Below are 14,213 nucleotides of genomic sequence, written 5' to 3' on the forward strand. Positions count from 1 at the left end.
AAAAGTGCTGACCTCTGCACAAAACCGTTGCGCGAGTCTGCACTTTTATTCTGCAAGATACACTGCCCCTTATCATCGATTATGGAAGTTTATTTAATCCGTTCTTAGCCGCGCTGATACTTGGCTTTTAGAAGCTTTTTTTAAGTGGCTAAAACCAACAAATTTTTTGCCTTCTTCATCCCATAGGCGGAACTTTAACGACTTAAGACTTGTTGCCAGTGTAATGGTCGGAACGTTTTGCAATGGTTCAGTGTTGTTATGCACTTTTTCAAGCTTATAGTTTGGAACTCTCGGGCTTAAATGATGAACATGATGGAAACCGATATTGCCTGTTAGCCATTGCATGACTTTTGGAAGCTTATAAAAAGAGCTTCCTTCAACTGCTGCTTTTACATATTCCCAATGCTCATCTTCTTCAAAATAAGAATCCTCAAACGTATGCTGAATATAAAACATCCAAATTCCGAGGAATCCCGATATCATAAAAATTGGCACCTGAACCAGCAGGAAGTTTTGCCAGCCAATAGCCCAACATAAAAGTGCTGCCAAAGCGACGATCCCCAGGTTCGTTACATACGTATTTATCCGTTCTTTGCGTTTTGCCCCTTTACGATTAAAACGATTGGTAATCCCGAAGACGTAAATCGGCCCAATAATAAACATAACAAACGGATTTCTGTACAAACGGTACATTATTTTTGTCTTAGTTGAGGCTTCCTTATATTCCTCAACGGTCAGTACCCAAATATCGCCTGTACCGCGTTTGTCCAGGTTGCTGCTTGTCGCATGATGGACAGAATGGTCGTGTGCCCAATGATCAAAAGGATGCAGAGTCAGAATTCCTGTTATTGTTCCAAGGATTCGATTCGCCTTTCTGTTCTTAAAAAAGGAATAGTGGCAGCAATCATGAAAGATGATGAAGGTTCTCACTAAAAAACCTGCCGCAACAACAGAAATCGCTAATGTAAGGAAATAAGAAATCGACAAGCTCTTATATTCCAAACACCATAACAGGAAAAATGGTACCAATGTGTTAATGATTTGACAAATACTTTTTTGTAAATCGGACTTTTCATAAGGTGTAACCAGTTTTCTCAAAGTCCTTAGGTTTTGTTCATTCATTTTTTAAAGTTTCCCCTTCCCTGATGATCTTAATCTAAGTATAGAAAACGTTTTATTGCCTTTGAAGTCCCAGCTGTCATACTCCATATATGATACTTATCTTCCCCATCCCTTTGTAAAATTATTGGAAATGCGAAACTGATTTCCAGATCAATTAAATCTTTATTAGCAGAGCCAGCTGGGATACAAAAGGCGTATGAAGATTATACCCGGCTCTTTATCGGGCCAAACTCTCTCCCTGCTCCCCTATGGGAACCGGTTTATTTAGACCGTGAACATTGATTGTTTGAGGAACAAACATTACAAGTAAGGAAATACTACCGTAAATATGGATTGATTTTTGAGTGTCAAAATAAAGAGAGCTAGAAGACCATATTACTATTGAGCTTGAATTTCCTAGTTTCTTAATTAAAAAGGCTTTGGAAAGTGGTAATGAAGAAAAGGAAGATTATTTGTGGTCAAGTTTTATTTTTTTATGAGCATCTTGGCAAATGGGGATATACCATGAGTGACCGTTTGGAAACATCTGCAGAAACAAAGCTTTACCAGTGAACAGCCCTGCTTTTAAAAGAATATCTTGCACTTGAACAAGAAACAGCTGAGCTTTTTAAAGAAATCTTTAACAATCAATAATGAAGTACTATTAAGCAAAGAAAAAGGTTTGAAGACACTCGCGATTCATTTTCAAGGTGTTTTCAAACCATAGTTATTAATAGGCCTCTTAGAGATGTTATAAATTCGATGCAGAATTATTGACATTTTCTATTTTTGCTTACCGCTGCACTGGTATTCATACGTTTAATAAATGATACCATGAATAAAACAATAATATTAATTTGCAATTATTTCCGTATTATGCTATGATAAAGAAGAATTATTTTTGTTCGGTGTAAAGGATAGTATGAATATCGACTTTTCGTCTTGATGATACTTTGGGCAAGGATAGTAATACAATGTGTGGTAACGCACTAGGAGGCAACAAAAATGGAACAAGGTACAGTTAAATGGTTTAATGCAGAAAAAGGTTTTGGCTTTATCGAACGTGAAAATGGAGACGATGTATTCGTACACTTCTCTGCAATCCAAAGTGACGGATTCAAATCTTTAGACGAAGGTCAAAAAGTAACGTTTGACGTTGAGCAAGGTGCTCGTGGAGCTCAAGCTGCTAACGTTCAAAAAGCTGCTTAATCTTAAATCGTTTATACAAACAGGCTCTTTATATAGGGCCTGTTTTTTTATGTTCTCTGTATAATACTCAATAAAAAACCCTACTCAACGTTCGAGTAGGGAGATGGTACAAGGTAATAGAAAAAGATTTAAAGCTTCAAAGGTTTGTTTACAGTATAACATATTGGATTGACAATATGCGGAATGTATATAAATTATTTATTTTTCTTTTCGAATACAACTACATTTTATTCTTTCTTTTTTCACTAACCTGCCCGTTAATTTAAGTAAAAGACTTCACAATCTCAAGTCCTACAAACCATTTTCAGATAACCTCTGATTGAAAGTTTATCAGCTAAGATCTTTTCTTTTCCTGTTCCAAATGCTTGGTAGCCGTAGTTCGGGACCAATACTATTTAGCGAGGAAGCAAAAACATTTACGAAATTCAGAAAAAATAGCCAACGTAAATGTGTCTTGTGCCATCCGCCAAAAGCGTCACGCTAAACGAAGTACCGATTTCTATTAAATAAAGTTGGCGCTATTTTTATTTTATAGAAGTAATCCATGATAATTCCGACACTCTCCTTCCTTTTAATCCATCACATCAGATGAAATTTATGCATATCCTATTATTACCAGAAGTAAACAAAAAGGATCATCCCTTTTCGTAAAGAATCATCCTTTTCTTCGTTCATTCAACCATTTTCAGGTATTCTTGATTAATTAAAATAACAGCTGGTCCATCTACAAGAATTCCACCAACTTCAATTTTTTCATAAGACTCAACCTTAATAGAAGTAACCCCTTTTCGCTTCTTTAACTCGTTACTTAATTCTTGCGTTGGCATGTGTTTCATATCTCCACTCCCTCTTATTGTTTCATTTAATCTTATTATGTTAAATGAATTATAAAAATGGTTTTTAGTTCTAGAAATTTCGTTATTTTTTATCGTTGACCATATATTTAGATGTTACCAACTCGTGTATCTCTTTTATGAAAAGAAGATAAACAATTACTATTCACTGTCGCAGTGGATATAAGAAATTCTTAAAGATAGAGGGGGATTGATTGATTTTTTTTCTGGAAATAATCACTTAGATATACCTAAAACAATGAAAGCCCTACCTCTCTTCCATCCTTACGGCTCCTTGTCCGTGCCAGTGTGAATCAGGATTACAAAAATCAAGTGACTATTTTATCGAATTTTTTGATAAAACTTCTAATGTTCGTAGAAGAAATTTAAATAATAAAAATGGATTAGATTGTAGGAATAACAAAAGAGGTTAATGTTCTAAAAGTAAGTTGAAGAAGTTGAACGTATTTGAAATGATTTACTTTTAATCATAATATTCCCGAAAAATCCAGGATGTTTTTTGGAATGCAATACATTATCTATAATTAACCTTAACAGAAACTTTTTATTTGATTTTCAGTGATTCCTTTAATTACTTCCAGTTCACTAATCAAAAATTCATATGCATTATCCAACATTTTTTTTTCGCTTGCGTTAAGTGCTTTTTCTTTCTTCATACGCATTAAATCACGTACAACTTCAGCGCCTTCTTGTATTTCACCCGTTTTTATTTTGTTCGTGTTTACTTTATACCTTTGTTTCCACGGCAGTAACCTATCTGATTCTCCATGCTGAAAAATGTGTATAATGTGTTTTAATGCAAGTATATCAGTAACTGGTCGTATACTTGAACTCAATATTTTACGCGTTGGAATCATAAGTTTCATATTACTGATTGACATTTTTATGACATAATACTGTTGTTTTTCCTCTAAGAATTCTTTTTCTTCTATGGCTTCAATTATACCTGCTCCGTGCATTGGATAAACAATGTTATCGCCAATTTGAAACATATAATCCACCTCCATATATGGTAACCTTCTTAAGATTACCATATATTCGTTTTTTTATCAAATATTCAATAATAACATGATCATATTTTTGGTGTCAATAAATTTTTTTAAAAAATCAGATCAAGCAAAAACAACATCAAAATAATAGGGAACGTGTCGTATTTCCAATAAAGGAAAGGTCAATTGGTCCGTGTATATCCTGAAATCTCGACTAATTAACATAGATCAGTTTAATAGGTGGTAAATATAAAATGATTATTTTATGTTGGTTGTCTGAAAATAAGGTTATGAGGTTCAATGAGCTGAAGCGATGTATTGGGACTATTTCCTTTAAAACACTAAGTGTTATGTTAAAAGAACTTGAGGAAGATGGTCTTATTATACGCAAAGAATTTCCCCAAATACCTCCAAAAGTTGAATATTCATTATCTGAACGTGGTTGTTCACTTATTCCATTGTTAGATATAATGTTTGTTACGGACCACTAACTTACAGTAAGAAGAAGCTAAAGACGAGGAATAATATTGGAAGAGTAGACAAGATGTCTACTAAGGCTGTCGAAAAAATCTCGGGCAGCTTTTCATACAATACACGGGTTATTTCACTGAAGGAAATCCCTTATATATGTCTTTGAACTGCGAAAATAAAAAACGAGGGATTTTTTTGACCTGCGTCTTCAAAAACCCCCGCTTTCTCTTTAAACTGAGCATTCTATATTGAATGCTTTTTATCTTGACCATCATTTGGTAATGTACTGGAATTTGTTAATATGCGGTCCAATACTTTTTCAGTAAATGGCATAAAGTAATTAAGTATCAGCCCTCCTAAACAAACGGTTAATAAAGTTCCAACGCCAATTGGTCCATTTAAAATCAGAGCCATGATCAAGAAGACGAGGTAAATGAATGTTCTGGAAAAAAATATATTTGTTCTCGTTAATTCTTGAAGGATTAATGTTAATCGGTCAACTGGAATCGGTGCGAAATTTGTGTGTAAATATGTTGCGGTTCCTAATCCTATAACAACTAAGCCGATTCCAAAACAAATAACTTTGCTGTACCATCGTTCAGGTGTTACAAAAAAGTGCAATAAAAAAAGCCACATATCAATACCCATACCCGTTATAAATGCTGTTAACACCCCCGAAACTTCCGGTTTTTGTCTTTTTAAAAATGAATTACAGCATATCAATATTAAAGCTATTATGATTTCCCAACTTCCCACAGTGAGCCCCACATTGATAGACAGTCCTATCAGAAGTGCATCAAAAGGTGAAGTGCCAAGGTCTGATTGGATCGTGAAAGAAATACCAAGGGTTAATATTAAAATTCCTAATACATAAAAAACATATTTCACTTTACTCGACCTCTTCATCATTATTTTTTTATTGCAAATGCAACAAAGTTGGGTTATATTTAATTTACGCCAATTTTATTGTATTTGCAACAAAAATATGTACGCAGGGAGTTAATGATGAAGGACATTCTTCGTGAAATTGGAATGATTGCCAGGGCATTAGATTCTATAAGCAATATCGAATTTAAAGAACATGACCTTACAAAAGGGCAGTATTTGTACCTTGTCCGAATATGTGAAAACCCGGGAATCATTCAAGAAAAGCTAGCTGAGATGATTAAAGTAGACCGGACAACCGCAGCTCGTGCAATAAAAAAACTTGAAATGAAGGGCTTTATTGAAAGGAAAGATGATGAACATAACAAAAAAATAAAAAAACTCTTTCCAACAGAAAAGGGAAAAAAGGTATTTCCTTTTATAAAAAGCGAAAATGATCATTCGAATCGTGTCGCATTAGAGGGATTTTCCGAAAGAGAAGTGGAAACCATCTTCAATCTTCTTCAAAGAGTAAGAAAAAATATAGAAAAAGACTGGGAATTCGTCAAAAAGGGAAACAAGAGAAATTATTGATGAGATAAAGGAGCGGCCGATTTAAATGACGATAAACATAAAAAAGTGCACCCTTGAAGATTCACGCAAACTTCAAGAAATTAGTTATGAAACATTTAATGAGACATTTAAACATCAGAATTCACCCGAAAATATGAATGCCTATTTGGAAAGGGCATTTAACTTAAAACAATTGGAAAAAGAATTATCCAATATGTCTTCGCAATTCTTTTTTGTTTATTTAAATAATGAAGTCGCTGGATATTTAAAGGTCAATATCAATGATGCTCAGTCTGAAAAAATGAGGGATGAATCACTTGAAATCGAGAGGATTTATATCAAGAACAAATGTCAAAAACACGGGCTTGGTAAATATCTGCTAAATAAAGCTGAGGAAATTGCGCTGGAACTTAATAAAAAGAAAATCTGGCTTGGCGTATGGGAAAAAAATGAAAATGCTATTGCTTTTTATAAGAAAATGGGGTTTGTTCAAACCGGAGCCCACTCTTTTTATATGGGGGATGAAGAACAAACGGACTTTATAATGACCAAAACACTCCTATAACTGAAGGAGGATTATTATGTATATTCCAAAATATTTTAAGGTCACAAACGTTGATGAAATTTTGGATTTTGTTCAAAAAAACTCTTTTGGCACGATCGTCACAACTGAACAAGGGAAACCAATCGCCGCTCATTTGCCTTTGGTGTTAAATAAAAAAGGCGATGATTACTATATTACTGGGCATATCGCTTATGGAAATCCTCAGTGGAGAACATTTGAAACCTGTGAAGATGTGCTTGTTATGTTCCAGGGGCCGCACGCTTACATTTCTTCTTCCTGGTATGGGCATGAAGAAGTTCCAACATGGAATTATCAAGCCGTCCATGTATATGGTAAAGCAAGCATTTTAGAGAAAGATGAATTGTTAGAAGGATTAACAATAATGATGGGAAAATACGAAAAACATCGAGAAAATCCGATTTTAATGGATAAACTTTCTCCTCAACTCTTAGAACGTCAACTGAAAGGTATTGTCGGATTTAAGATTAAGGTGGGAGAAATTCAGGCTGCATATAAATTAAGTCAGAACCGAAATGAAACGGATTATATGAACATCATTGATCAATTACAAAATGAAGGAAATCCAAATTCGAAACAAATGGCAGAACTGATGGAAAAGAGATTAAAAAATTAAATATAAGCCAACTTTTATTAAATCCTCAGATGCAAGAATTAAGGACCGGAACGGAGCAATTGCTCTTTCTTTAATTGGATTGGGATGCGAACTTTGGATTAATTAGTGGTACTGCTCAAATTGTTAATTCTACAGAGCCTTCAACTCGCGCGACAGTTCAAGGAACACTTGATGTTTTTACTGCATTAGCATGGGCTTCTGGCGGGGCTCTTTCAGGGATGATAATGAATAATACAAGTGATGTCGCACTATCTCTGAGCATAGGGCTATTATTCTTAGTTCTTATACCGATTGTCATTTGGTTCCGCAAGAAATAAAGGATAGTCGAAAGGCTATTCTTTTTTTGTATTTTTCATTAATAGACAGGGCATTAGTGACATGTGGATAATTACATACTTATTCAGTGGTTTATTTATAGCCTAAAAACAGTGCCTATTTTGTGCCCAAAATGATGAAAACTGGTGTAATGAATGACTACAAATGCTATTATGAAAAAGTCGGTGATTCATATCAGAAACTTGATCATATGCCAGGAGACGGAAAACGTGATCGTTTGGGACTTGATAGGAAAACACCAGATTATGAAGAAGTATTAGGAAAAGAAACAAAGTTAGAAAGTTAGAATTAAGAATAAATTTAAAGCAGGCATATGCCTGCTTTTTCAAGTGATAGCTTTTTCAGCGGTTTGAAATTCATTGATCGATGATGTAATCATTCTTCCAGCGGTTTGAAATTCATTGATCGATGATGTAATCATTCTTCCGGTAGTTTGAAATTCATTGATCGATGATGATGTAATCATTCTTCCAGCGATTTGGTAAGAGTCGGAGGGGGTAGTAAATTTAATCGGAATTGTTGTTAATGCGGCCAAAGAGAATAAAGTAATACAGAGTAGAATTTTGTTTTTCATAAAAAATCAACTCCCCTTTTTGTTTATATTCATTGCATGAATAGCTTTTCGGTAAAATTGGACTGATTCCTCAAGTTTACCAATTTTATTATAATATTCTGCCGCGTCTAAAGCCAATTCCTCAACATCTGTATACAGCCCCTTATTTTCAAGATATTTGAATTCCTCCTCTGTAGAACCATGATCAAAATAAATTTTTCTCAATATGTTAAGTTGCGCTTCATGGGATTTGTCATTTATAGACTTGGCATTCTCTACACCTTGTTCATAAAGGCTTAGTGCCTCTGGAAAATTCCCTTGTTTTAAACAAACATACATTAACTGAAATAAAGCTTTAGGTATATATGAAGAATTTTCTTTCTTAAATATTGATAAAGACTTTTGTATATGTTCATATGATTCCGAAAAACGTTTCAAATAAAAATGGCAGTTCCCCAAATTGAAATAAGCTGACGCTAATAAGTGGTTATTATCCGTTTTCTTAGTTTTATGTAAAGCAATTTGTAAGGTTTTTAAGGCGTTTTTATATTTCATGGTATCAACTTGATTTCCGGCTATAACGAAATAGCAATATATTTCTTTTTCTATTAAGGTCTCATGTGCTTTGAATGTATCGATCGCCATTGTGGCATAATTCATGGATATATAGTTCTGTCTGAGGTGGTAGTAAACTTCGGATAGCTTATAATAAAATTCGGCTTTTTCTTCTTCGCTATCAACAGAGGCTAATTTTTTTTCGGCGATTTTGTAACAGGTTATTGCTGTATTGAAATTATGTTGCTTGAATTCATACATCCCTTTAAAAAACCAATAGTAGTAGTGAATCATTTCATCGATTTGGGTGCTTTGCATGTCCTCTTTTTTGGTTTCAATACTTGATAATGAAGCAGAAATGTCAATTGCGTCGTTAGGTTTCAAATCTCTTAACATAATATTGTGACGGAAATCAATTAAAGAGTAATACAACAATACTGTTTGCTCTTCTTCCATTTCCTCGAAATCTCGTTGAATTTCGGCTTTAATGAATTCTGCGTCTGTGACTTGATTTCTGCGTATCTTCGAATACCATTCATTAATTTTTATTGCCACATTCTCCGATGGAATTTTTTGTTTCATGATGCAAACCCCTCTCATAATCAATACGTTCTCTATATCCATATATTGCATATATTAACATGTTTTCTCGATTTCGAGAATTAAAAAATTGAAAGTTTTCGGTGTGCCGCAATAAGGCTTTTTTTGCTATGAACTGTTTACTCTTTTACTATAAAGAAGGAACCTATAGTTGATGATAGGAGAATAAAACAATACCGTGATGTCAAAAATAAAATTGACGTGACACCAATTAGTGTCCTATAATCAAGACACCGATTAGTGTCCAATTAAGGGTGAGTGGATTTTGTACGAAAAAAATCAAGAGCGTGATATTTATGCAGCCATTGCTGACCCAGCAAGACGCAAATTGCTGCGTTTGTTGGCGGACGTGGAAGAAGTGCCGCTCAAAGAGTTGACCGTTCATTTTGAAATGGGGCGTACTGCGGTTTCGAAGCATTTGGCCATTCTTAAAGAGGCTGATCTCGTCATCAGCAGAAAGGTCGGCAGGGAAACGCGTTATCGGCTGAATGCTGCCCCATTGAAAGAAATTGAGGACTGGGTAGCGTTTTACAGGAAATTCTGGAGTGGAAGAATGTTGATTTTAAACCAAATATTACAGGAGGAACAAAAAATGAGTTTAACAGTATCACAAGATTTTCATTTTAAGAGCCCGATCGAGAAGGTATGGCACGCCTTAACAGATACAGATACTCTTGCAAAATGGATCATGGCTAATGACTTTAAACCTGTCGTCGGACATAAATTTCAGTTTCGGAATGAACAGTGGAATTTAATTATTGATTCCGAAGTTCTTGAAGTGGACGAGCCTTATCAGTTATCTTACACTTGGGTAGGCGGCGGGATAAACACTACAGTCACATGGACATTAAAGCATGAGGATGGAACAACCTACTTACATCTTGAACACACAGGATTCGAAAAAGAAGATCAAGCGTTCAATGGTGCGAAATATGGTTGGGTTAGAATGGGCGAAGAACTTAAAAAATTGTTAGAGGAAATGTAAGACCAAAACTCTAAACCTGTTTTTAAGTATTAGCTAACATATAAGAAAAAAGAAACTGCTCGGAAAGAGGGTTGTTCCTTGATGAAAAATAGTAGAATGAATCCTAAGGTTGATGACTTTTTAAGTAAAGCTGAAAAGTGGAAGGAAGAATATAAGCAGTTGAGAAATATCGTTCTTGACTGTGAGCTGACCGAAGAATTTAAGTGGATGCATCCTTGCTACACGTTAAATAAAAAAAATGTCGTTTTAATACATGGATTTAAAGAATATTGTGCACTTCTGTTTCACAAAGGCGCCTTGTTAAAGGATCCCCATGGGATTCTCATCCAACAAACGGAGAATGTACAGGCGGCGCGCCAAATTCGGTTCACCAATGTTCAAGAGATAGTTGAAATGGAACCCATCTTGAAAGCCTATATTCATGAAGCTGTTGAAGTTGAAAAAGCCGGTTTGGAAGTGAATTTTAAAGAGAATACGGAATTCATCATTCCAGAAGAACTTCAAAATAAATTCGATGAAATCCCTGCCCTGAAAACTGCTTTTGAAGCATTGACCCCGGGGCGGCAAAGAGCATACATTCTTTATTTTTCTCAAGCCAAACAATCCAAAACTCGAGTGTCAAGGGTTGAAAAATATGTACAGAAAATTCTCGATGGAAAGGGATTAAAGGATTAGTATATCCGATGAGAAAATAAATGAATCAAACTTTAAGATATGACCTCACTTTGTTTATTTGGAAAAAGGTGTCCGTAAACATCTATTGTCATCTTTATAGAAGCATGTCCTAGCCGTTCTTTTATTGTTGCATTCTTTTAATAAAGCTACGCGGCAATACTAAACCGGGATACGATCGAGACGAGTATCCTCTATGGTCATGTGTTTGAGCGGGAGACGTTTTTGTGAGATTGTGTCCGCATCTTCCAATATCGAGGTTTGGAAAGCTGTTGAGGTCAGATATTGATGGAACAGAAGTGATGATTGTTTGTGGTGCAGTGAAACAAAAAAAGCCCTCAACTTGAGGGATTTAGCTCAAAACTCTCCATTCCGCTGTTATTTGTAAAATCCATATGAAATTTCTTTGTTCTTTCCATAAGGTTTAATCACCTATTCTTCTTCATTCAGCATCATAAGTTCTTAATCTAGACTTTTTACTTCCTGAATTGTTGACAGATGATGCACCTTTCCACCGTTATGCCGTTCAGGCTGCCGAGATTTTCTCGACAGCCTTTTTGAGATTCATAAACACCATGTTCATATTTTTGAGATGGTTTTCCATAAATGGATAGCCTATAATTGTGATGCAATCCATTTTTATTAGAAAAGGGGGCTGAAGATGAGAGTATTGTATTTTATTTTATCAGTAGGTATTTTAGCTTCTGTTATGCTCGTCTTAGCTTATGATAAGACAAGAGCGAATGAAGACGAACAAGCAAACTGCTTATATGTTTCTCCAGATGGAAATGATCAAAATGAAGGAACGAAAGAAAAGCCGTTTCATACACTGGCACATGCCGCAAAAGAGGCTGTTGCCGGCACAACCGTCATGATTCGGGAAGGTACATATCATGAAACACTTGATGTAAAGCATAGCGGGACGGACGGAAAGCCTGTCACATTCCGAAACTATGAGAATGAAAAAGTCGTGATGAGCGGAGAATCAGTTGCGGACGCAGAATATGAAACACCGTTAATTCGTATTCACAATAAACAGTACATCACAATCAGCGGTCTGACAATGAAAGATCTTTCTGTTTCATCCGAAGAAGCAACCGCCATGGGAATTTACGTTTCAGGCTCCAGCAGTCATATTACCATTAAGAACAATCATGTCCGGGATATAAAGACAACAGCGGATGAGGGCAATGCCCACGGAATTGCGGTCTATGGAACTGGCAGCATGAAAGACATTAAGATCGAGGGCAATACGGTGGAAAAACTGACACTCGGAGCGAGTGAAGCGGTTGTGCTAAATGGAAACATCGACGGTTTCACGATTGCGGGCAATGTGGTCCGTGACAATAACAACATCGGTATTGATCTTATCGGCTATGAAGGAACTGCGGATCGAAATGATTTTGTGCGCAACGGTGTCGTAGAAAACAATACGGTTTCTCATAACTCGACTTACGGAAATCCCGCCTATGGGGATGATTACTCGGCTGGCGGCATATATGTCGATGGAGGACAAAGTATTGAAATTAAGAAAAACACAGTCTACGGCAATGATATCGGTATTGAAGCAACGTCTGAACATAAAGGGAAATATGCCGCAGATATTCAAATAACCGATAACACGGTGTATCAGAACGCTTATACCGGTATTTCAATCGGCGGATACGACAAAGAGCGGGGAGGCACCATCGATTCTGTCATTTCTCACAATATTGTGTACCGCAATGATACAAAGGGGCTGTATGGCGGGCAGCTGCTGCTGCAGTACGATACAAAAAATAACAAAATCGAAAAGAACATCATGACAGCAAGTGATTCGCGATTATTTATTGCGAACGATTTCACGAAAAATGAAGGGAATACGGTGAATCATAACGTTTACCATAAGGAAGCCGGCAAAGACGGCTTATGGATTTGGAAAAAGAATGAATACGACTCGTTTTCGTCTTATCAAAACGCAACAAATAATGATGCAGATTCTATTTATGCCGATCCGATGTATCGTGACGAGGAGTCTTATGACTTTACATTAGATCCAGATTCACCAGCTCGATCTGTCATTGAGTAAAGCATATTTTTTTAAGAAAGTGACATGAGCAGACTTCCTTCAGAATCAAAGGTGGGAATATTTTTGAACGAATTTGTGCCTAAAGCTTTTCAAATGTTAGGGATCATTGGTTTCATTTTAGCCTTTGTCCAAATCTCAATTGGCTGGTTTATAGGATTTTTCTTTTCGGGTCTGTTCTTCATGATGTTGAAAACAAAGGATGATAAAACGGGAACATTTAATGTAATGGCGGGAATCTCGGCTTTCCTGTATTCATTTTATTGCTTATTTACCCAGGTTTTATGACTAAGTCGGTTTGCTGAATTGGATCATTTATAGAGCAAGATTTAAAGCAGGCATAAGCCTGCTTTTTTGGAGCATTAAAAGCCGAGAAATAAATAAGGAGAGCGGCAACATGGGGAAATTCTCAATTAACCTTTTAAAAATCTGGCTTGCAATACCTAGATGGTTTAGAATATTTACACTCAGTGCTATTACCATATACGTTTTATCATCATTTTTTATTAATGGAGTAAAACATTTATTGAAATTAGACACAGCTTCTTTCATCATAAGCATCATAGCATCAGGCATCATACTGTTGATTTTCAATAAACATTCTGAAATAAAATAAGATTTTACGTTATTGTATTTGATCCCCAGACCGGTTTAAAAATGCAATAATGATTAAGGTGGGCGATGGCTGTCATCAATGGCACCTTGACATACACCCGGATAAAGGATATTGTAGACACGAGATATCTTTAATTGAGGGGTAATGATTGAGATGAAATATTCAAAGGCGACGAACTATGCATTACATACAATGCTATATTTGGCAGTCCATACACCGGAGAAACACATAGGCGTTCACCAGCTTGCCGAGTACCAAAAGGTGTCGACAACGTATTTGTCGAAAATATTGACGAAGCTTGTCAAGGCTGGGATGGTTGAATCCATTTCTGGCGCGAATGGCGGTTATAAGCTAAAGCATAATTGGGAGAGCGTTTCTTTTTTAGACATCATCCAGGCCATCGAAGGCCCTGTGTCAATGTTTGATTATTGTATCAGTCATGATCCCAATTGCTTGATACAAAAGGTCATCTGTTCTGCGGAAGAAAAGATGCTGGATGAACTAAAGGATCAAAAAATTGCCGATATCGCTAAGCAAATGAAAGTGGCTGATTAAGCCGCTTTATTTACCC

At 35.9% G+C, this 14,213-nt stretch carries 16 protein-coding genes and 4 pseudogenes; 13 read left to right on the forward strand and 7 right to left on the reverse strand.

All coding sequences use genetic code 11. The annotated features are described in order from the left end of the window. Positions 1 to 93: 93 nt before the first annotated feature. Positions 94 to 1,122, reverse strand: coding sequence for a Delta(5) desaturase DesA (locus tag RBH91_RS03160; RefSeq protein WP_307893448.1), 1,029 nt, complete (start codon positions 1,120 to 1,122; stop codon positions 94 to 96). Positions 1,123 to 1,275: 153 nt separating this feature from the next. Between RBH91_RS03160 and RBH91_RS22570 the strand changes: the two genes are divergently transcribed. Then, on the forward strand, positions 1,276 to 1,404 hold the full coding sequence (locus RBH91_RS22570) for a molecular chaperone TorD family protein (protein WP_404802487.1): 129 nt from the start codon (positions 1,276 to 1,278) through the stop codon (positions 1,402 to 1,404). A 702-nt stretch (positions 1,405 to 2,106) separates the two neighbouring features. Then, positions 2,107 to 2,310 carry a cold shock protein CspC gene (gene cspC, locus RBH91_RS03165; protein WP_003328189.1) on the forward strand — a complete coding sequence of 68 codons (204 nt, stop codon included), beginning with the start codon at positions 2,107 to 2,109 and terminating at the stop codon, positions 2,308 to 2,310. Positions 2,311 to 2,981: 671 nt separating this feature from the next. Here cspC and RBH91_RS03170 read toward each other — a convergent pair. Together RBH91_RS03170 and RBH91_RS03175 are read right to left on the reverse strand one after the other, a co-directional pair. After that, positions 2,982 to 3,146, reverse strand: coding sequence for a BC1881 family protein (locus RBH91_RS03170; RefSeq protein WP_307893449.1), 165 nt, complete (start codon positions 3,144 to 3,146; stop codon positions 2,982 to 2,984). Between the two features lie 548 nt (positions 3,147 to 3,694). Then, positions 3,695 to 4,156: a CarD family transcriptional regulator gene (locus RBH91_RS03175; protein ID WP_148958900.1), complete on the reverse strand. Its 462-nt coding sequence runs from the start codon at positions 4,154 to 4,156 to the stop codon at positions 3,695 to 3,697. Positions 4,157 to 4,380: 224 nt separating this feature from the next. Between RBH91_RS03175 and RBH91_RS03180 the strand changes: the two genes are divergently transcribed. Then, positions 4,381 to 4,644 (forward strand): winged helix-turn-helix transcriptional regulator, encoded by a 264-nt coding sequence (locus RBH91_RS03180; RefSeq protein WP_307894646.1) that lies wholly within the window; start codon positions 4,381 to 4,383, stop codon positions 4,642 to 4,644. A 223-nt stretch (positions 4,645 to 4,867) separates the two neighbouring features. Here the strand turns inward: RBH91_RS03180 and RBH91_RS03185 are convergent, their stop codons facing one another. Next, positions 4,868 to 5,512: a YczE/YyaS/YitT family protein gene (locus RBH91_RS03185; RefSeq protein ID WP_307893450.1), complete on the reverse strand. Its 645-nt coding sequence runs from the start codon at positions 5,510 to 5,512 to the stop codon at positions 4,868 to 4,870. A 117-nt stretch (positions 5,513 to 5,629) separates the two neighbouring features. On the opposite strand from RBH91_RS03185, the gene RBH91_RS03190 reads away from it, so the two are divergent. The 5 genes and pseudogenes from RBH91_RS03190 to RBH91_RS03210 all read left to right on the forward strand — a co-directional run. Next, positions 5,630 to 6,082: a MarR family winged helix-turn-helix transcriptional regulator gene (locus RBH91_RS03190; protein WP_307893451.1), complete on the forward strand. Its 453-nt coding sequence runs from the start codon at positions 5,630 to 5,632 to the stop codon at positions 6,080 to 6,082. A gap of 25 nt (positions 6,083 to 6,107) precedes the next feature. Then, positions 6,108 to 6,626, forward strand: a complete 519-nt coding sequence (locus RBH91_RS03195; protein ID WP_307893452.1) for a spermidine/spermine N(1)-acetyltransferase — start codon at positions 6,108 to 6,110, stop codon at positions 6,624 to 6,626. 16 nt (positions 6,627 to 6,642) lie between these two features. After that, entirely contained in the window at positions 6,643 to 7,260 is a 618-nt protein-coding gene (locus RBH91_RS03200; RefSeq protein WP_307893453.1) for an FMN-binding negative transcriptional regulator, read from the forward strand. Positions 7,261 to 7,318: 58 nt separating this feature from the next. Beyond that, positions 7,319 to 7,577 (forward strand): annotated as a pseudogene (locus RBH91_RS03205) (MFS transporter); the annotation flags it as partial. Positions 7,578 to 7,744: 167 nt separating this feature from the next. Further along, positions 7,745 to 7,882 (forward strand): annotated as a pseudogene (locus RBH91_RS03210) (lipoprotein); the annotation flags it as partial. 39 nt (positions 7,883 to 7,921) lie between these two features. Here RBH91_RS03210 and RBH91_RS03215 read toward each other — a convergent pair. Beyond that, complete coding sequence (locus RBH91_RS03215) at positions 7,922 to 8,170, reverse strand: hypothetical protein (protein ID WP_307893454.1); 249 nt, start codon at positions 8,168 to 8,170, stop codon at positions 7,922 to 7,924. Between the two features lie 6 nt (positions 8,171 to 8,176). Next, the gene (locus RBH91_RS03220; protein ID WP_307893455.1) at positions 8,177 to 9,286 is read right to left on the reverse strand and encodes a Rap family tetratricopeptide repeat protein; all 1,110 of its coding nucleotides are present in this window, start codon (positions 9,284 to 9,286) and stop codon (positions 8,177 to 8,179) included. A 283-nt stretch (positions 9,287 to 9,569) separates the two neighbouring features. Here RBH91_RS03220 and RBH91_RS03225 point away from each other — a divergent pair. From RBH91_RS03225 to RBH91_RS03235, 3 genes and pseudogenes are all read left to right on the forward strand, one after another. Beyond that, positions 9,570 to 9,803 (forward strand): annotated as a pseudogene (locus RBH91_RS03225) (ArsR/SmtB family transcription factor); the annotation flags it as partial. A 93-nt stretch (positions 9,804 to 9,896) separates the two neighbouring features. Further along, positions 9,897 to 10,289, forward strand: a complete 393-nt coding sequence (locus RBH91_RS03230) for an SRPBCC family protein (RefSeq protein ID WP_239693634.1) — start codon at positions 9,897 to 9,899, stop codon at positions 10,287 to 10,289. Positions 10,290 to 10,370: 81 nt separating this feature from the next. Beyond that, on the forward strand, positions 10,371 to 10,964 hold the full coding sequence (locus tag RBH91_RS03235) for a YdeI/OmpD-associated family protein (protein ID WP_307893456.1): 594 nt from the start codon (positions 10,371 to 10,373) through the stop codon (positions 10,962 to 10,964). A gap of 32 nt (positions 10,965 to 10,996) precedes the next feature. Here RBH91_RS03235 and RBH91_RS03240 read toward each other — a convergent pair. Beyond that, positions 10,997 to 11,092: pseudogene (locus RBH91_RS03240) on the reverse strand (hypothetical protein); the annotation flags it as partial. Positions 11,093 to 11,622: 530 nt separating this feature from the next. Between RBH91_RS03240 and RBH91_RS03245 the strand changes: the two are divergent. Both RBH91_RS03245 and RBH91_RS03250 read left to right on the forward strand, forming a co-directional pair. Beyond that, entirely contained in the window at positions 11,623 to 13,029 is a 1,407-nt protein-coding gene (locus RBH91_RS03245; protein WP_307893457.1) for a right-handed parallel beta-helix repeat-containing protein, read from the forward strand. A gap of 766 nt (positions 13,030 to 13,795) precedes the next feature. After that, on the forward strand, positions 13,796 to 14,197 hold the full coding sequence (locus RBH91_RS03250; RefSeq protein WP_076761287.1) for an RrF2 family transcriptional regulator: 402 nt from the start codon (positions 13,796 to 13,798) through the stop codon (positions 14,195 to 14,197). The last annotated feature ends 16 nt before the right edge of the window (positions 14,198 to 14,213 follow it).

It is taken from the genome of Bacillus swezeyi (genome assembly GCF_030908325.1).
Classification (GTDB): Bacteria; Bacillota; Bacilli; order Bacillales; family Bacillaceae; genus Bacillus; species Bacillus swezeyi.